The organism is Natronohydrobacter thiooxidans (assembly GCF_001884735.1).
Lineage (GTDB): Bacteria > Pseudomonadota > Alphaproteobacteria > Rhodobacterales > Rhodobacteraceae > Roseinatronobacter > Roseinatronobacter thiooxidans_A.
The window spans coordinates 31219-46945 of the sequence record NZ_MJAP01000010.1; the positions used below are offsets into that span (position 1 = coordinate 31219).

At 65.8% G+C, this 15727-nt stretch carries 21 protein-coding genes and 1 pseudogene; 7 read left to right on the forward strand and 15 right to left on the reverse strand.

Annotated elements, in window-relative coordinates:
- Both BG457_RS06855 and BG457_RS06860 read right to left on the reverse strand, forming a co-directional pair.
- Positions 1-1491: a phage portal protein gene (locus BG457_RS06855; RefSeq protein ID WP_245770947.1), complete on the reverse strand. Its 1491-nt coding sequence runs from the start codon at positions 1489-1491 to the stop codon at positions 1-3.
- A 3-nt stretch (positions 1492-1494) separates the two neighbouring features.
- Positions 1495-1710: a phage head-tail joining protein gene (locus BG457_RS06860; protein ID WP_071796287.1), complete on the reverse strand. Its 216-nt coding sequence runs from the start codon at positions 1708-1710 to the stop codon at positions 1495-1497.
- A 53-nt stretch (positions 1711-1763) separates the two neighbouring features.
- On the opposite strand from BG457_RS06860, the gene BG457_RS06865 reads away from it, so the two are divergent.
- Entirely contained in the window at positions 1764-2378 is a 615-nt protein-coding gene (locus BG457_RS06865; protein ID WP_071796288.1) for a plasmid pRiA4b ORF-3 family protein, read from the forward strand.
- Positions 2375-2644 carry a GIY-YIG nuclease family protein gene (locus BG457_RS06870; RefSeq protein WP_071796289.1) on the forward strand — a complete coding sequence of 90 codons (270 nt, stop codon included), beginning with the start codon at positions 2375-2377 and terminating at the stop codon, positions 2642-2644. Before BG457_RS06865 ends, BG457_RS06870 begins: the two co-directional genes overlap by 4 nt.
- Here BG457_RS06870 and BG457_RS06875 read toward each other — a convergent pair.
- Positions 2632-4623, reverse strand: coding sequence for a phage terminase large subunit family protein (locus BG457_RS06875; protein WP_175546755.1), 1992 nt, complete (start codon positions 4621-4623; stop codon positions 2632-2634). The genes BG457_RS06870 and BG457_RS06875 overlap by 13 nt on opposite strands.
- Complete coding sequence (locus BG457_RS06880; protein WP_071796291.1) at positions 4571-5173, reverse strand: hypothetical protein; 603 nt, start codon at positions 5171-5173, stop codon at positions 4571-4573. Before BG457_RS06880 ends, BG457_RS06875 begins: the two co-directional genes overlap by 53 nt.
- A gap of 134 nt (positions 5174-5307) precedes the next feature.
- On the opposite strand from BG457_RS06880, the gene BG457_RS06885 reads away from it, so the two are divergent.
- The 5 genes from BG457_RS06885 (at position 5308) to BG457_RS06905 (ending at position 7290) form a co-directional block, all read left to right on the forward strand.
- Positions 5308-5520: a hypothetical protein gene (locus tag BG457_RS06885; protein WP_071796292.1), complete on the forward strand. Its 213-nt coding sequence runs from the start codon at positions 5308-5310 to the stop codon at positions 5518-5520.
- 44 nt (positions 5521-5564) lie between these two features.
- Positions 5565-5783: a hypothetical protein gene (locus tag BG457_RS06890; RefSeq protein ID WP_071796293.1), complete on the forward strand. Its 219-nt coding sequence runs from the start codon at positions 5565-5567 to the stop codon at positions 5781-5783.
- A gap of 11 nt (positions 5784-5794) precedes the next feature.
- Positions 5795-6157, forward strand: a complete 363-nt coding sequence (locus BG457_RS06895; RefSeq protein ID WP_071796294.1) for a hypothetical protein — start codon at positions 5795-5797, stop codon at positions 6155-6157.
- Positions 6158-6260: 103 nt separating this feature from the next.
- A complete protein-coding gene (locus tag BG457_RS06900) occupies positions 6261-6662 on the forward strand; it encodes a hypothetical protein (protein ID WP_071796295.1) in 402 nt (133 codons plus the stop codon).
- Between the two features lie 94 nt (positions 6663-6756).
- Positions 6757-7290, forward strand: coding sequence for a DUF3489 domain-containing protein (locus tag BG457_RS06905; RefSeq protein WP_071796296.1), 534 nt, complete (start codon positions 6757-6759; stop codon positions 7288-7290).
- Positions 7291-7464: 174 nt separating this feature from the next.
- On the opposite strand, the gene BG457_RS06910 is transcribed toward BG457_RS06905, so the two are convergent.
- The 11 genes and pseudogenes from BG457_RS06910 to BG457_RS06955 form a co-directional block, all read right to left on the reverse strand.
- The gene (locus BG457_RS06910; RefSeq protein ID WP_071796399.1) at positions 7465-7905 is read right to left on the reverse strand and encodes a hypothetical protein; all 441 of its coding nucleotides are present in this window, start codon (positions 7903-7905) and stop codon (positions 7465-7467) included.
- A 72-nt stretch (positions 7906-7977) separates the two neighbouring features.
- Positions 7978-8187 carry a DUF7220 family protein gene (locus tag BG457_RS06915; RefSeq protein WP_071796297.1) on the reverse strand — a complete coding sequence of 70 codons (210 nt, stop codon included), beginning with the start codon at positions 8185-8187 and terminating at the stop codon, positions 7978-7980.
- A complete protein-coding gene (locus BG457_RS20540; protein ID WP_245770953.1) occupies positions 8187-8372 on the reverse strand; it encodes a hypothetical protein in 186 nt (61 codons plus the stop codon). Before BG457_RS20540 ends, BG457_RS06915 begins: the two co-directional genes overlap by 1 nt.
- A gap of 412 nt (positions 8373-8784) precedes the next feature.
- A pseudogene (locus BG457_RS20545) lies at positions 8785-9294 on the reverse strand (DNA cytosine methyltransferase); the annotation flags it as partial.
- Position 9295: 1 nt separating this feature from the next.
- Positions 9296-10636 carry a site-specific DNA-methyltransferase gene (locus BG457_RS06925; protein ID WP_071796299.1) on the reverse strand — a complete coding sequence of 447 codons (1341 nt, stop codon included), beginning with the start codon at positions 10634-10636 and terminating at the stop codon, positions 9296-9298.
- Positions 10637-11053: 417 nt separating this feature from the next.
- The gene (locus tag BG457_RS06930) at positions 11054-11434 is read right to left on the reverse strand and encodes a DUF6362 family protein (RefSeq protein WP_071796300.1); all 381 of its coding nucleotides are present in this window, start codon (positions 11432-11434) and stop codon (positions 11054-11056) included.
- Complete coding sequence (locus BG457_RS06935) at positions 11427-11627, reverse strand: hypothetical protein (RefSeq protein WP_071796301.1); 201 nt, start codon at positions 11625-11627, stop codon at positions 11427-11429. Before BG457_RS06935 ends, BG457_RS06930 begins: the two co-directional genes overlap by 8 nt.
- On the reverse strand, positions 11624-12247 hold the full coding sequence (locus BG457_RS06940; RefSeq protein WP_425434915.1) for a hypothetical protein: 624 nt from the start codon (positions 12245-12247) through the stop codon (positions 11624-11626). Before BG457_RS06940 ends, BG457_RS06935 begins: the two co-directional genes overlap by 4 nt.
- Positions 12248-12256: 9 nt before the next feature.
- A complete protein-coding gene (locus tag BG457_RS06945) occupies positions 12257-14614 on the reverse strand; it encodes a phage/plasmid primase, P4 family (protein WP_217649498.1) in 2358 nt (785 codons plus the stop codon).
- Complete coding sequence (locus BG457_RS06950) at positions 14611-15357, reverse strand: hypothetical protein (protein ID WP_071796303.1); 747 nt, start codon at positions 15355-15357, stop codon at positions 14611-14613. Before BG457_RS06950 ends, BG457_RS06945 begins: the two co-directional genes overlap by 4 nt.
- Positions 15357-15563 (reverse strand): DUF6511 domain-containing protein, encoded by a 207-nt coding sequence (locus tag BG457_RS06955; RefSeq protein WP_071796304.1) that lies wholly within the window; start codon positions 15561-15563, stop codon positions 15357-15359. Before BG457_RS06955 ends, BG457_RS06950 begins: the two co-directional genes overlap by 1 nt.
- Between the last annotated feature and the right edge of the window lie 164 nt (positions 15564-15727).

Below are 15727 nucleotides of genomic sequence, written 5' to 3' on the forward strand. Positions count from 1 at the left end.
TTACTCCTGTGAGGTCGGCTGTTCCGAGCCGTCGCCGGGATCCGGCCGTTTTGCGGGCGTCGCCCGCGCGCCTTGGGTCTCGCCGGGGCTGGTGCGGTAGTGCAGCCCCAGATCGGCGGCGCGTCTGGCGTCCACCGCATTCTCGCGGTCGACTTCCTCGACATCATAGCCTGTGCCCTCGACCACCTTGCGCCGCGAGGTGATGCCCGCTTCCATGGCGAGGATTTGCGCCTGAATGTCTTTCAGCGGATCGACCCAATCCCAGCGCGGCGGGATCCATTGCACTGCGCGCGCGCCAACCGGATCGGCGAGGTCCAACCGGCCTGCCAGCTGCGCCATCTCCAGCCAGCGCGCCCAGACAGGGCGGCAGAGCTGATGCGCGATGACTCCATGCTGCAGTTGCTGCACGCGACGGCGGAATTCGACGAGTTCGGCGCGCAAGCTCGAATAGTTGGCCTGGCGCACATCGCCCGTGACCAGATGGTATGGCAGCCCCAAGGATGCCGACACGGCCAGCAAGGTCCGGTACTGGAACGCTTCATACGCGCCGCCCACATCCGCTGGCGACGAGAATTTCACATCCTCGCCCGGCAGCAGCACCTGCATCGTGCCGGGCTCGAGGCTCGCGATGGCGGCACCGTCTGGGTCCGCCTCGCTTTCACCCAGCATCGGCTCTTCCGGCGCTGTCTTGGTGATGAAGCCTGCGAACATTGCCGCAGTCTTCTTCCGGTCGAGTTCCGCATCATCGTACTGATCGAGCAGGAACAGCCGCACCATGGCAGGTGCCACATGCGGCAAGCCCCTGATCTGGCCTGCATCCAGCGGACGAAAGATATGAAGCACATCCTCTGCTGGCACGCGCACGGTTTCAGGCACGGCCACACGGCGATCCGTGCTGTCGCCGGGATGGCTGCGGCGGAAGTGATACGCGACACGCCGCCCGATCTGGTCAAACTCGATGCCACAGCGGATGCGGTTGCCGTTGGCTGCCGTCTCGGTCTTCTCGAAGGGCAGCATCTCCGATTGCAGAAGCTGTAGCTGGAGCGGCACTAGCAGCCCGTCCTCCGCGCGGCGGGGCCGCATCCGCACAAAACACTCGCCCGCCACAAACATCTCCCGCGCGACCATGGCCTGCAGGCCGTAGAAATCGGTCAGCCCGTCCGCATCCGCCTCGTCGGTCCAAGCGAGCCAGAGCTTCTGGACACGGTCGCGCAGGGTCGTATCGTCGATCAGCGACGAGGGCTTGATCCCGTCGCCCACGAGGTTCGCGGCAAAGGCCTCGCAGGCATTGGCGGCATAGCCATTGGTGACCACCAGTTCCCGCGCGCGGGCCAGCAGGCGCGGGCCGCCCGAGGCCACCAGCGCGTTGATATTCTCCAAGGGCGGGTTCCAGCCGCGCAAGCGACGGCGGGACATTGCGCCTTCCAGCCGGGCGCGCACCGCATTGGCACCGCCCGACACCGGGCGGCGAAACCTGTCGAACAGCCCCATGGATTACAGTCCCTTGCTGGTCGTCACGCGGACCTGCCGCACCATCCGCCGCCCCTCGGCTGCGGCGATCTCGCGATCCAGCGCCTCGAGCGCACGGTCAATCTCCGCCACAGAGCGATAGTCGACCATCTTGCCGTCATAACTGACGCGGGCCACGCCCGAGGACCGCTGCGCAGACAGGGCGTCGCGGCGGGCGCGAAGGTCAGAGATTGTCGGCATGTGGGGTTTTCCGTTAAAGTGCGGCGATTGCAGCAGGACTATTGCCAGAGCCCATGATCGAACCCATCGCCCGTATCAGGATCGAAATCGAAGACACGAACCCGCTGGTCTGGCGGGAACTGGATGTGCCGCTCTCGACCACCATGGCCATGATGCACGACATCATTCAGGTCGTGATGCGCTGGTGGGATTACCACCTGTACGAATTCGAGATCGGGAACAGGATTTACGGCGTGCCATCGTCTGATGACGCTCTCTATGAGCGCAAGGTCTACAAGGCGAGCGGGCTGCGTCTTGCGACCGTGCTTAATCGGGGCATTCGGGAATTCCTCTATGTTTATGACTTCGACGACAACTGGCGTCACCGGATCACGGTCCTCGACGTCCGGCAGGGGGAAGCCGATGTCGAATATCCACGTTTCATCGCCGGTGCGCGCCGCGCGCCCCCCGAAGATGTCGGCAGCATCAGCGGTTTCGAGGAATTTCTTGATGCGGTCACAGATCCAGAGCACGAACAGCACAAGCGGATGCTGGAATGGTACGATGGGCCATTCGATCCCGAAGACATTGATGAACAGCGCCTGCATATGATCATCGGCGATTTCGCAGCGCGGCGACGTGGGCCCTTGATGAGCCATCGCGGCACAGGTCGCAAAAAACCGTCGTGACCGGGTTCGTCTATGTCCTCGGCAGCCAGACCTCCTGCGGCTATCGCACCTATGTCGGATGGACCCTCGATCTTGACCGCCGCCTGGCCGAGCATAATTCGGGCACCGGCGCAAAATCGACGCGTGGCAATGCATGGTCCCTCCTCTATGCCGAACGCCTGCCAAGCCGGATCGAGGCGATGCGTCGCGAATGGTATCTCAAGCGGGATCGCCGTCTGCGCCGCCAATTGGCATCATCGGCGCAAGGATTTGATCACCCCATGTAACTCGACCGCACGGTCCGCCGCCGCGCGGATGGGCGTGCCGACGCTGCAGCAGCCGTAACCGCGTCGGGCGCGGATGGGCCCGTGTTCACGGCCAAGGACCTCGCCAACTCTGTCCACCGTGCTTCCGGCCAGCGATCTGCCCCGGCGATCCAAGCTGCCGCGCGTGCATAGACCCGGCAGTCCAGCGCCTCGTTGCGCTCGCGCAGTTTCTGCCATTCAAGCTTCGAGAACCCGCGCTTGCTCTTCACGGTGATCAGCTGCTCTGCCGTCAGCTGCTTCAGCCATTCCCCGTCGGCCCATGATGGCAAATGCACTGTTCCCGCCGGGAACGCGGCACCGGCAGTGATTTCTTCCGGCGTTGGCCGGTCCTGGCGCAGAAAGCGATAGGTCTCAGTCTTGAAGGTCGCCGTGGCAACGGACCAAAGCCGCGCCCCGCGTCGCAGCCGCTTGCCGCCGATGGTGGCGTCGACATAGGTCGGGCCAGTGACAGGACTCGCCCGATTGAACCCTTCCAGACCCTTGACCGGGGCCACCTGCGCAAACCCCACCTGCCGCGCCCATGCGTAAACTGCGCTGGTCTCATAGCCGGTGTCGATGGCCAGCTTTGCGATGGTCAGGTGCTGGCCGCTCTCATGCTGCCATGTCCGGCCCAGCAGATCGGTCAGCTTCTGCCAGCATCCTGGATCGCCGGGGCCGCCCTCGATCACGATATGGTCAATCAGCCAGCTTTCCAGTCCGCGACCCCACGCCCAGACATCAATCTCGATCCGGTCCTTCTGCACATCAGCGCCAGCGGTCAGAAACAGCCCGCCTGCAGGCACAGTACCCGGTGTCCATGTCTCGCGCCGCTCTGCCAGTCGCTGCCAGTCCGGGGCTTCGCCGGTTTCGAACCAGGTCTCACCCAGAATGGTGTTGCGAAACGCGCGCATGGCCTCGTCATTGCCTTGTGCTGCCTCCCACGCCCGCGCGATCCGCGCCCAGCTGAGCCAGCCGATGGGCGAATAAAGCGCCGAGAGGTGATAGCCGACCGTGTGCGGGTCCGCGGATTGTGCTGTTGCGCGCCATTCGCCCGCCGCCAGCATGGCTGTCTTGTGGTGCTCTGCGATGGGAGTGTCGCAACCCTCGCAATGGTATTCTGCCGTCTCGGGGCGGCCCTTGTCCCAGCGCAGCCGCTCGAAGCGCAGCCATTGGCGATGGCCGCAATGTGGGCATGGCACGACATAGCGCCGCTGGTCGCTCGCTTCGAATTCCCGCTCGATGCGGCTCAGGCCCCGGATGGTCGGCGTCGAGATCAGAAGCGCCTTGCGGCGGTGCGCGAAGGTCAGCGACCGTGCCTCTGCCAGGGACACTGGATCGCCTTCCTCATCCGCAGAGGCCGGATAGGCATCGACCTCATCGAGAAACAGATAGCGCGCTGGCGTCGAGCGCAGACCCACTGCCGAATTGGCCCCGGTCATGATCAGAATGCCGCCTGCGAACTCTTTTGAGAGCATCGTGTTGCCTGCATCCCGCGAGCGCGCAGGCTTGATCCGCTCGCGTAGTTCCGGGCTTTCCTCGATCAGCGGGTCGATCCGCTGGCGCGAATTGCGCTTGGCCAGTTCCACTGTCGGCTGAACCGCCAGCATCGGGCCTGGCGCGTGGTGCATGACAAAGCCGATGAAGCAGTTGCCCGCTTCTGTCGCGCCCACCTGCGCGGCTTTCATGAACACGACGCGCTGCACCGGGCTCGCGGGCGAAAGTGCATCCATGATCTCGCGCATATAGGGCGTGCGCGCCGTGCGGTACCGCCCCGGCTCTGCCGAAGCGCGCGAGGACAGCCAGCGATGCCGGTCCGCCCATTCCGACACGGTCAGGTCCGGATCAGGCCGGATCCCGCGCGACCAGGCGCGCAGCAGGTCTTTTGCGCCATCGAACCCCGCAACATCGTCATCCAAGACCAGTTCTGATCTCGGCAAGGCTGTCGAGTTGCGCGCGGACATGGGCTTCCAGAACTTTCTGCATCAGCGCCGCCTCCACTGTGACCTCTTCTCTCAAAGCAGCGGCCAGTTCCGAGGCCATCAACGCGGCCACTCTGGCAGGCCATGTCACCCAGGCATCGCGTTCCTCGCGCGCCAGCCGAAACATCAAGGTTTCCGCCCGCGCGCGATCCACCAGCTCACCTTTAAGCTTTTGCAGCCGAATGCGGCGTTCCTGCGCTTTCAGCACCTCATTGGCGGTCTTGGCCTGCAGGAAGGTCGTGCCGCCGCTGGTCACAGGGGCGGCGAGTCCTTCTTCGCGTAGTGTCTCGCCGACAGAGGCGACGGCCGCCTCAGGGACGGGTTTCAGTTTGGGCTTTGACGCCGATGTTGATTTCGGCGCTGCACGAGATTTGGCCGGGTCGGTCATCGCGGCGCGGCGCTTGTCGGACGCCTCAGCGTCGATGCTGCCATCTGCATGCAGGACCAGCCGCCCGGCTTCCTTGGCCTTCTGGATCGCTCCGCGCGACAGGCCCACGCGGGCGGCATACTGGCGTTCGCTCAGGCCCTGCATTGCGCGCTCTCGCCCTCGATAAAGCAATGAAATTGCTGCGATTTCAGTTGATTACACTCTGCCCAAGAGCGATTCTGTGGATGACGCAAACGGGTGCATCGCGCCGCCCCAAACCACCGCAAGGAAACACAGCCATGACCATCGCCATCCCCTCCGACACGACGCGCATTTTCATCGACCGCAGCCGCTTTGTGCAGGCCATGACCACGGCTGCGCTGCAGCGCCATCTCAATGACCAGAGCCTGAACGCCGAGGTCTTCGAGATGGCAGGCCGGGTCGGGATCGATTGCCTGACCATCGAGCTGGCCGATGTTGTTCCGGTCCTGAAACAGCACGGGCTGATCTGAGCACGCGCGAAACCACCCACATTCACCCCTGAAAGGCCAGCATCATGACCGCCATCTCCACCATCCGGATCGACTGCGACGCACTGCCGGACCCGCTGAACCTGAAAGCCCCGGACGCAGCCGCCCGCATGATCGCCGCCGCATTGCGCGATGAGGGGGTGGAGGCGGAAGCCTCACACGTCACCTCGCAGATCAGGATCGAACTGCCGACCTCCCAGCTTGTCGCTGCCAGCACCATGCTGGCCAGTCTGCAGATGATCTGAGGAAGTCATCCATGACCTTATCTTTCAACTGCCTCTCCGAAGGCGAGACCCTCGACGATGTGATCCGCCGCAACTGTGCCATTGGCTTCGATCTGCGCTTCTGCCGCAGTGTGGCTGTATCCGAGCATGACCGTGACACCGAAACTTGCGATCCGTCCGAGGCGGAGTTCGCGACGCTCTATGCGCTGACCGATCTGGGTGAGGCGATTGCCATCCACGATGCCAATCTGACCAGCGCCGGGGCGGATGAGGTCGCCGCCGTCGCGCGCGCGCTGTTTGTCGCGCTCGTCAATGCGCGGCGCGACCCGCCCGATGCCGCCCAGCGCCATGAGGCGGAACAGGCCGCGCTGATCGATCCGGACCGGATCGAATGATCAGATAGCAACATTATGGCTTTGATTTACCTACACTTTCCGGCGCGCTCGAGCGATTCTGATTACACAAGGACGATGCAACTCACCCCACGGAGCCTCCGCCATGACCACGCCCGCCATCCTGCCCAGCCGCAACCCTGACCACGGGTTTTTCGGGACTCTGACGACTTGCCCCGAGCGCGACCGGCGCAGCGTGGAGGTCTGGGCTCTGGCCTCGACCCTGATCGCCAAGGCGATCCGCGCCTCCACCGAGGAAGAGATGATCGGCATCCGCGACTTTCTGGACAGCCGCATGGGCCGCCATTTCGCCGATGATGTCGTGGGCAACATGGTGGGTTGCAAGATCGACAGCGAGACCGCGATCAGATCCGCGATCCGCCGCTGGCAGGACTGGCGCATCTCGCGCCAGCTTGAGCGCGACGAGGGCATCCCCGCAGGGCTGCCCTACCTGACCGGCTGGGTTCAGCATTTCGCCATCGCGGCAAGCATGGCTGAAAGCGACTGATCCCTCACCGCCCGGTCAGGACGGCCCGCCCTTTGGCGGGCTTCACCCGGTAGAAGCCTGCGCATGTCGCGCGAGCCGAAACCGGAGACCAACCATGACCCAGATCCAGCTATCCGACGCCCAAGCCGTCATCCTGTCTGCCGCCTGCGCGCGCGAGGACGGAGCAGTGTTTCCCGTCACGGCCAGCCTCAAGGGCGGTGCTGTTGGCAATGTCTGCAAGAGCCTTCTCAAGCGCGGGCTGATCGAGGAAACCTCCGCCAGCGACCAGACCACTGTCTGGCGGCATGACGAAGAGCGCGGACCGCTGACTTTACGCGCCACGGCACTGGCCTGTGCCGCCCTCGGGATCACCGATGCTCCGGAGGAACAAACGAACAGCCAGCCCGGGACCGAAGCAGTGCCACAGCCCGCCCGCCGTCGCAGCGGCACCAAGCAGGAGGCCCTGATCGCCATGCTCCGCACTGAGGGCGGCGCGACCATCGAGGAAATCGCCGCGGCCCTTGAGTGGCAACCGCATACCGCGAGGGGGGCCATGTCCGGCGCGCTGAAAAAGAAGCTTGGCCTGATTATCACCTCCGAGAAAGTCGAGGGTCGAGGGCGCGTCTATCGCGCCTCAACACCAGATTAAGATGCTCTGCGGCCCAAGGACACAAAATATAGTTGTTTCCGTATTGCAGAATCGGTGGCGCTCTGCAAATCTTCACCGAAGATCAGGCATTCGCTGTCGATCTGCTCTCAGTCGGCACTTGCCTGCGCCGACTTGACTGCCTCAAACTGGGCCAGCCATGTGCTGGCCCGTTTTTCATTTGCCGATCTGGCGCTGCTCAAGGTTCTCGTCATCGCCGTCGGATTTCATGACATTGGCGATGAGATGGTTCAGGGTCTCATTGAAATAGCTGGTCAGCTCGCGATGCAGGGTCTGGAACTCGCGCGCGATGGTCTGCTCGAAGCGCGTCTGCTGGACACGCACCATGACCGTCGTGCGGCGCTGGCGCGGATAGCGATAGGGTTTGACGTCATGCTTGCGGCACAAGGCAACGAACAGCCGCACAGCCCAGAGATCGGGCAACGAGTATTGCAACTCGATGACCGGCTCATCCTGTGACGGGGCATCAATATCCAGCCGGGATTGCAGCCGTTCAAGCGCAGCGCCTGCGGCGGCACGTTCACCTGCTGTCGCCCCTCTGGAAAACAGCGCTTCCAGCTTCGCAAGTTTTTCCCTGATGTCGTCCTGGTCGCGCATCCCGTCCGTCCGCCTGATCCGATCTGCGGCGGCGTAGACCATCCTGCCCGCGCGGGGTCAAGCAATCCGGCCTCAGCGCAGGCCCTCGAACAGGCGTCGCAAGGCATAGCCACGTGCAATCGACACGACAGTGAAAACCAAGCCCATCTTCAGGTTCTGCGCCAGCGTGGCGTGCAGCCCGAAGACGGGGAAGATCAGGATCTGCGTGATCACCGCCAGCGTGTAGCCCACGATCACGTTGGCAATAGCCTCGATCAGTGACATTTTGCGTGTCTGTTTCATCACACGCCCTCATCCATCGGCCAGCAATTCAGCCGCGAGAGTTCGCAGCGCATGCGCTGCAACCAGGGGGACCACGCCGTTGCCACAGAGGCGAAGCCGGTCCACCCGGTGGGCCAGCCCATCAGCGCCTCGACGAACAGCGGGTTCAAGGTCCGGCGCACATCGAAGGTACCGCTCCCAGCCATCGGCGTCACCAGGACCTGGCGGCCAAGCAGGCCGTTCACCGGGGTGTTTGCAAGTCTCGTGGCTCCGTCCTTGTGATCGCGAGCCGTCGGGGTCATCCATAGCCCCGCCGAATGGGTCAGGTCGGCCGTGCGGCGGTTGCCCGCGCTCGGCTTGCATCCGTCGTTGGCCATCGGCGTCGGCCACATCGCGGCCGTCGTTGCGAGATTCATCCCGTGCTGCCCCGCTGCCTGCGACGGCGTCGGCTTCGTCTGTCGGTTCTCGTTGGCGCTTGCCCTCGGCGTCGGCCAGAGCCGCAGCAGCTCCGTCCGGTTCCCGCCACTCGACCGGGTGCCAGAGCAGGCGCGCGGGGTCGGCCAGCTCGTCGCCCTCGCGGATGGCGAGGATGAAGAGCCGCTCACGCTTGTGGGGTGCGCCGACTTCCGCCGCTGTGAAGAGGCCTGCCGCAAGGCGGTAGCCCATGCCGACCAGTCCGCTGGCGACGTCGGGGAAGCCGAGGCGGAGATGATGGGCGACATTCTCGAGGAAGACGAAAGGGGGCTCGACCTCACCGATGATGCGCGCGACATGCGGCCAGAGGTGCCGCGGGTCGTCCGCGCCCCGGCGCTTGCCCGCGACGGAGAACGGCTGGCACGGATAGCCCGCAGTGATGATATCCACCGCGCCGCGCCATGGGCGGCCGTCGAAGGTTCCAACGTCGTCCCAGACAATAGCCTGATCCATGGACGCGTCTTCCATCCGCGCCACGAGAGTGGCTGCGGCGTAGGTTTCCCGTTCGACATGGCCCACAGCACGATATCTGGGGATGGCGATGGCGAGCCCGAGGTCGAGCCCGCCCGCGCCAGAGCAGAGGGAGAGGCCGAAGAGGCATGCGTCTCCGGCCCCGGAAGCGTCTCCGGAGGAAGGTAAAGCCAGGTCATGCATGTCACGCGGCGGCTTCGGGGAGGGTTTCAGGTTCGGCCGGGGCTTCGCCCAGCCGCTCGGCTCTCACCTGCGCGAAGGTGCGACCGTCGCCATCGAGGATCGCTTCCTTGCCGGTCTCGGCCTGCCAGCGCTCGACGGCGACGTCGACATAGGCCGGGCTGATTTCCATCGCGAAGACGCGGCGGCCGTTGGCTTCGCCCGCCATGATCTGCGAACCCGAGCCCGAGAAGGGCTCGTAGCAGAGGCCGCCCCGCGCCACATGCTGGCGCATCGGGATCCCGAACGCGTCCAGCGGTTTCGGGGTCGGGTGATCGGGGCGCTCGTCCTTGGCGAAGGACGGCATCTCCCAGGTCGATGGCAGCGTCTGCTCGGCCACCTTCGGCGGGCGGTTCGGGCGGCGCCAGCCCATGAAACAGGGTTCGTGCTTCCAGAGGTAGTGGGACCGGGTCAGCACGCCGCGGTCCTTCACCCAGATGATCTGTTGGTGGACGAAGGCGCCCACCTTCTCCCAGCAAGCCTCCAGCATCGCCTGGCGGCGCGAGGCGTGCCAGCAGTACCAGGCGGCGTTCTCTGCGATCGCCTCGGCGACGGCGGCGGCAATGAAGCCGTCGTAGAGTTCCGCCCCCTGCGAACTGTCGTCCCAGGTCGTGCCGTAGGACGCGGACCAGTCCTTGTTGCGGGTCGGATGGTTCGAGCCGTCGTAATCGACGAGATACGGCGGGTCGGTGGCGAACAGGATCGCGCGCTCACCATTCATCAGGCGGCGCACATCGGCGGCGCTGGTGCTGTCGCCGCAGAGCAGCCGGTGGTCGCCGAGGATCCAGAGATCGCCGGTGCGCGAGGCCGGATTGCGGGGCGGTTCGGGGATGGTCACCGGCGGCACGGAGCCTCCGGCGCCACCTTCTTCCCCGTCCCCTTCCGGCACGAAGGCCAGCAGCTTGTCCAACTCGCCGTCGGAAAACCCGACCAGCGACAGGTCGAAATCGTCCGCCAGCAGGTCGTTCAGTTCCGCCGACAGCAGCGCCTCGTCCCAGGTGCCGAGTTCGGTCAGCTTATTGTCCGCGATCCGGTAGGCCCGGCGCTGCGCCTCGGTGAGGTGACCCAGCACGATCACCGGCGCTTCGTTCAGCCCGAGCTGCGTCGCGGCGAGGACGCGCCCGTGGCCAGCGATCAGCTCACCATCCTCCGCAACGAGGCACGGCACGGTCCAGCCGAACTCGGCCATGCTGGCGGCAATCTTCGCGACCTGATCCGCGCCATGCGCCTTCGCGTTCTTCGCATAGGGCTGCAGGCGCGACAGCGGCCACGTCTCGATCGCGTCCGGGGCGAAGCTCAGCGTCATGGTCGGGTGGTTTCCGATGTGATGGTGGATGCCGGTGGCTTCCGGACTCCGGATGCCGGGCTGGACTCCGCGAGGGGGCCAGCGGCCACTAGCGGTGTCCGGTCGGAAGGCCAGCGTTCATTGGTGTTTGCGCAGGGCGCGCGCGGCTCCGGCTTCCAGGTGGCTTCCCAAAAATCCGGCCCTGTCGCTGGCGATGTCCCGCGCTTCGCCCGCCAGCATAGGAATGTCGCCAGGAAGGAACCGGAAACTCCCCCGGCGTGGACCCCGGCCGGACTCTCGGTGGATACCGGGGTCCAGAAGGCCCCCTTCAACGCAAAGGGGAGAGCGAGCTTTCCAGCGCACTCTCCCCATCTTCCCTTCGGAATAGCACGATCATGTTGCAGATGTCGAAGGAAAAAGTGTTGCAACACATTGGAGTCACTGCGCATTCAGGCGCGCGGCGATCTTGGTCAGTGCCAGCTGCCAGCGCCGCCACGCGGTCGTGCGGTCGCATCCGAGTTCCCCGCTGATCTGCTTCCACGGCACGCGGGCCGCGCGCGACCAGACGAGCTTGCGCTCCGCCTCCTCGATCCAGAGCACCCAGTCGAAGGTCTGCTCGAGCCGGGTGATCGCGGCGGCCGAGGGCCAGACCCGCCTCGGCTGCGGCTCCATCGCCGCGATCTCGCGGCTGGTCCGCACGATGTCGGGCCAGGTGTTGAAGTAGCCCTGTGCCTTCACCGGCGGCAGCCTGCGCAGGGTGCGGAACGCCTCCTCGAAATGATCGGCGACGCAGTCGGCGGTCCATTCGCGATCAGCCATGGCGTGCCTCCCTGTCGGAAGGTCGCGGGCCGTAGAGCTTCTCGCCCAGCTGGCGGACCAGTTCACGCTCGGGCCAGGTGAGGCGGTCGTCATCGGCGGAGACCGCGAGGACGCCCTGTTCCCGCCAGCCCTCGCGCTTGACCTGTTCGGGATCCCGGCGCCGGCCGCCGTAGCCATGGGGGTGCCATCTCATGCGACACCCCCGTTCGTCTCGATCGCCCAGAGCAGGATGGCGATGGCGTCGGCCTCGTTGTCATCGGCCGGGCTGAAGCCGCGGGCGCGGGCGGCGGCGACCATCGCGGCCTTGTCGGCGTTGCCCTTGCCAGCGGCGTGGCGCTTGATCGTGCCGACCGGAACGCCCTCGTAGGGCACACCGCGCAACTCGGCCCATGCCGTCAGCGTGGCCATGAGCCCGCCGTAGATGTGGCTCGCGTCGGTGCCCGCGTGGCGGCGCACCTCCTCGAACCAGATGGCGGCGACGGGCCCCGACAGCCGGTCGATCTCGGTCAGCCAGTTGGTGAAGCGCAGGTAGCGCATGCCGCCGCCGTCGAAGCGGCCCGGGCGGAGCGAGACGGTGCCGCTGGTGATCAGGCCGTCATGGCCGCGGATCGCCCAGCCGGTCGTGGTGCCGAGGTCGAGCGCGAGGATGCAGGGGAGCAGTCCGCCACCGTCCTCTATCCGAACCGGAGGGTTGGTGACGGGTGTGACGGATGTGACGGATAGTTCCCTATCCGCTCCATAGGCGCGCGCATGCGCGCGCGTAACGGCCTTATAGGTATGATCCGTCACATCCGTCACACTCTCTGAATTCATTGGCATTTCCTATTCTCCCGAGAAAAGGTCAGAGTTGCTGTCATCGAGGGCGATGCCCCGGAATCCCTTCGCGGCGCGGGTGTTGTGACGCTCGAATCCCCGGACGATCAGGGCTTCCGAGAAGCGCTTGACCGAGCCTGCGAACTCGCCGTTCGCATCGGCCCACGCCTTCCAGTCGGCGAACATCGCTGAGGTGGTGGCGCTGAGGTGCAACCCGACAGAGCAGCGCTCGTCGATCCAGCGACCGATGGCGTCTTCCGCCTCGAAGTAATCCTCGGTCGCGGCCATCACGGCGGGCGGCGGGCGCAGGCCTGTCCGCTGCCATTCGATGCAGCCCTCGAGCGCCCACGCGAGGATCCCGTCACGTTCGGCCAACAGCCTGTCCGCCAGGTGCTTGTCGCGCCGCGCGGGCGGGATGGTGACTGTGAACGGCACCATGTGCAGGCGCCGCTTCATCGCCTCGTCAACGTTGCGGCTGGAGGGCTTGTGGTTGCCGACGATCAGCAGCTTGAACTGCGGGATGAACTCGAAGAAATCCTGCCGCATGAAGCGGGCCGTGATCTTGTCGCCCCCGGTCAGCGCCTTCAGCTTGCTCTCGGCCCAGCGGCTGCCCTGTTCCGTTTCGATGGACGTGACGATGCGCGCCCCGCGCAGGCCCGCCATGTCGGTCGGGTGGCGATCACCCTGCGTGGCCATGAACATGTCCATCGGCGCGACGGTTGCGTAGTCGCCAAGGATGGCGGTCAGGGTGTTGGCGAAAACGGATTTCCCGTTTGCGCCGGTGCCGTAGAGGAAGAACAGCGCGTGCTCGGTGGTCACGCCCGTCAGGCAGTAGCCCGCCATGCGCTGCAGGTAGGATTGCAGTTCGCCGTCCCCGCCCGTGACGGTTTCGAGAAACCCGAGCCAGACCGGGCAAGCGTCGGCGACCGATGCCCCGGCGATGCGAGTCATGAAGAGGCCGGGGTCGTGCAGCAGCGACGCTCCACTACGCAGGTCGACCACGCCGCCGGGCGTGTTCAATAGCCAGGGATCGCGATCCCACGGCTCGGTCGTGGTTGCGTGGCGACGGTCGGAACGGGCAAGCCGCTCCACGGCGGAGACGGTCGCGGCGCTTGAAAGCTTCGCCTTCAGTCGCGCAGAGCCGGCGCGCGACGCCGCCTCGCGGCAGATCATCCGGGCCAGATCGAAGGCCTGCAGCGTCTCCTCGCGCCGCCAGAGCTTGCCCGACCAGGTCAGCCATTGCCCCCAGCCGGCGACGTAGCGCCATGTCTCGGCATGTCGGGCTGCGAAGGTTGCGGCGAGCGCATCCTCGGTGAAGCTCACCGGCACTGGCCCATCATGCCCGCCGCCAGCAGGGCCGCCGCCATCGGGACTGTCATCCTCGTCACCGATCTCGCCGTTGCGGGCGGCGTCGCGTTTCCAGAGGCGCTCGGCTTCCTCGCGCAGCCGATCCTCCGGCCAGGGAGGGGCAACGCGGGCCGCGTTGTAGGAGACGATTTCCTCCCACGCCTGTTCGCGCGGCACGTGGCCTTCGCGGGCACGGCGGATCCAGTAGCCGATCACGCGCGACAGCGCGTCGAACCGGGTGGTGCCATCCACGCCGCCTTCGCGGACCTGGCGGCCGAACAACTCGGTCACGCTGCCGCGCTCGGTGGCGGCCATGTTGAAATCGAGCCCGTTCTCGCTTTCGAGCGGCGGCATCGCGATGATCGCCTCGAGCAGCTCGCCAAGGTCGTGATCGCGAGGATCGTGGTTCAGGATCTGCACCAACCGCCGAAGGCCCTGTTTGGCGTGGATCGATCCCGCCACGCGGATCGGCTGGTGTGCGGACCGAAAGGAAGGATCACCGCCGACCTTCGCGGCGATCATGTGCCGGGCGCGGCAGACCGTGGCGATGTCGTCGCCTTCGGCAGGCTCGGTCAGACGCCAGTAGAGGTGCAGCTTGCGCTGGCCGTCGGCGGTGACACCACCGGACGCGACTTCGAGTGTCGGGCAACCGAGGTGCTGCACAAGATGGTCGCGCTTCGCGCCGATGTCGCCATGGTCGAGATCGACCAGCACCACCTGCGTCTGGACGATGCTCTCCGCACGCGCGTCGCCGGGAGCCGCGACTGTGCCGGGCGCCACGAACAAGGCCATGCCAGCGTCGCTCGCCCATGTCGCCTGAAGCGCGAGTTTCGCGGCTAGCGTGGCGTCCGCTTCGATGAAGGGCACATGCGGCGGGCCATCGCCCGCGCCTTTCTCTGCGAGCGCACGGACCGGCACCCAGCCGTCGCAGTAGCCGAACACCACGTCGGCATAGATCGCGATCATTTCGGCGTCGGGCGCGACGTCGTCGGGCGCGATGGTGTCGGATGGGACCGTCATGCCCAGCACCGTTCCCGCCATGCACAGAAGCGGCATTCGAAGTGGTCGGGGTCGGCCGTGTGGCGGGGAAGAAGTTCGCCGGCATCACAGGCGCGCAGGATCGTCACCGCCTTGTCGCTGGCGGACTGGGCGAGTGCGGCATCGAACGGCACGAGTTCGTGCCAGATTTCGCACGTGTCCTTGTTGATCGCCGTGAAGAACGCGGGCGCCTCGGTCAGGCCGAGATAGGCCTGATAGAGCGCGATCTGCGCGGCGTAGACCGGCTTGGCCTTCCCGACGCCGTGCTTCGCGATCTCGCGCCAGTTCTTGGCGTTGGCCGACTTGCACTCCCAGAGCGCCGGAACCGTCATGCCGTTCGGCGCGGCGACGACCACACCGTCGGCATGCCCCTGGACGCGCCCACCAACGACCGAAAAGCCGAACTGATCGCCATGGCGATTGCGCGTGCGAAGGTCGAACCCGGCCTTGCGCAGCCAGGTGATGGCCAGGTCCTCGAGAACGTGCCCGAGCGCGAAGATCCGCAGGGACTTGCCCGAGAACCCGGCGCCCGAGTCCTTCGGCGTCTTCAGGTATTCGTATTGCAGCCTGCGCTGGCAGATGTCGCCCAGCCGGCTTCCCCCGAGATAGTCGCGTTGGGGACGTTCGGCCTGTTCTGCCACGAGGGCGGTGTCGATGCAGGCATTTGTGGTGTCCGCGAAACTGGGCGGCTTCTCCCGATGGTTGAAGTCGAAACCGGCGCCCATCAGAAAGGCACCTCCGGATCGGGCCGGGGCGCGCTGGTCTGCATCGCCTCCTGGAACCCATCGACGGCGGCCGTCGCGAGTGCGAGCGCCTGTTCTTCGCTGAGATCGGCGAACCGCGTGGTCCATCCGATCTCTGCCATGAGTTCGGCCATGTTGCGGAGGGCGGCGCGCAGGGCTGCCTGTTCGCGTTCGTCGGGATCGATCATGCGCCCACCCCGAGGGAGGGTGACGCTGGCGTGAGGGAATGCGGGATGGCGCGGCGCGCCGGGTAGATGCTGTTCATGGGAGAGCTCCAGATGCTCTCCTCACCTACCGGCGGGGGTGGCGGGCTGTCGGATGGCGCGCACAGAACCTTACGGGAACACAATCT

Bases quoted from the DNA above. Each gene is read 5' to 3' on its own strand.
- BG457_RS06855 (WP_245770947.1), bottom strand. From the start codon at position 1,491: ATGGGGCTGTTCGACAGGTTTCGCCGCCCGGTGTCGGGCGGTGCCAAT.
- BG457_RS06860 (WP_071796287.1), bottom strand. From the start codon at position 1,710: ATGCCGACAATCTCTGACCTTCGCGCCCGCCGCGACGCCCTGTCTGCG.
- BG457_RS06865 (WP_071796288.1), top strand. From the start codon at position 1,764: ATGATCGAACCCATCGCCCGTATCAGGATCGAAATCGAAGACACGAAC.
- BG457_RS06875 (WP_175546755.1), bottom strand. From the start codon at position 4,623: ATGTCCGCGCGCAACTCGACAGCCTTGCCGAGATCAGAACTGGTCTTG.
- BG457_RS06880 (WP_071796291.1), bottom strand. From the start codon at position 5,173: ATGCAGGGCCTGAGCGAACGCCAGTATGCCGCCCGCGTGGGCCTGTCG.
- BG457_RS06885 (WP_071796292.1), top strand. From the start codon at position 5,308: ATGACCATCGCCATCCCCTCCGACACGACGCGCATTTTCATCGACCGC.
- BG457_RS06890 (WP_071796293.1), top strand. From the start codon at position 5,565: ATGACCGCCATCTCCACCATCCGGATCGACTGCGACGCACTGCCGGAC.
- BG457_RS06895 (WP_071796294.1), top strand. From the start codon at position 5,795: ATGACCTTATCTTTCAACTGCCTCTCCGAAGGCGAGACCCTCGACGAT.
- BG457_RS06900 (WP_071796295.1), top strand. From the start codon at position 6,261: ATGACCACGCCCGCCATCCTGCCCAGCCGCAACCCTGACCACGGGTTT.
- BG457_RS06905 (WP_071796296.1), top strand. From the start codon at position 6,757: ATGACCCAGATCCAGCTATCCGACGCCCAAGCCGTCATCCTGTCTGCC.
- BG457_RS06910 (WP_071796399.1), bottom strand. From the start codon at position 7,905: ATGCGCGACCAGGACGACATCAGGGAAAAACTTGCGAAGCTGGAAGCG.
- BG457_RS06915 (WP_071796297.1), bottom strand. From the start codon at position 8,187: ATGAAACAGACACGCAAAATGTCACTGATCGAGGCTATTGCCAACGTG.
- BG457_RS20540 (WP_245770953.1), bottom strand. From the start codon at position 8,372: ATGGCTGGGAGCGGTACCTTCGATGTGCGCCGGACCTTGAACCCGCTG.
- BG457_RS06925 (WP_071796299.1), bottom strand. From the start codon at position 10,636: ATGACGCTGAGCTTCGCCCCGGACGCGATCGAGACGTGGCCGCTGTCG.
- BG457_RS06930 (WP_071796300.1), bottom strand. From the start codon at position 11,434: ATGGCTGATCGCGAATGGACCGCCGACTGCGTCGCCGATCATTTCGAG.
- BG457_RS06935 (WP_071796301.1), bottom strand. From the start codon at position 11,627: ATGAGATGGCACCCCCATGGCTACGGCGGCCGGCGCCGGGATCCCGAA.
- BG457_RS06940 (WP_425434915.1), bottom strand. From the start codon at position 12,247: ATGAATTCAGAGAGTGTGACGGATGTGACGGATCATACCTATAAGGCC.
- BG457_RS06945 (WP_217649498.1), bottom strand. From the start codon at position 14,614: ATGACGGTCCCATCCGACACCATCGCGCCCGACGACGTCGCGCCCGAC.
- BG457_RS06950 (WP_071796303.1), bottom strand. From the start codon at position 15,357: ATGGGCGCCGGTTTCGACTTCAACCATCGGGAGAAGCCGCCCAGTTTC.
- BG457_RS06955 (WP_071796304.1), bottom strand. From the start codon at position 15,563: ATGATCGATCCCGACGAACGCGAACAGGCAGCCCTGCGCGCCGCCCTC.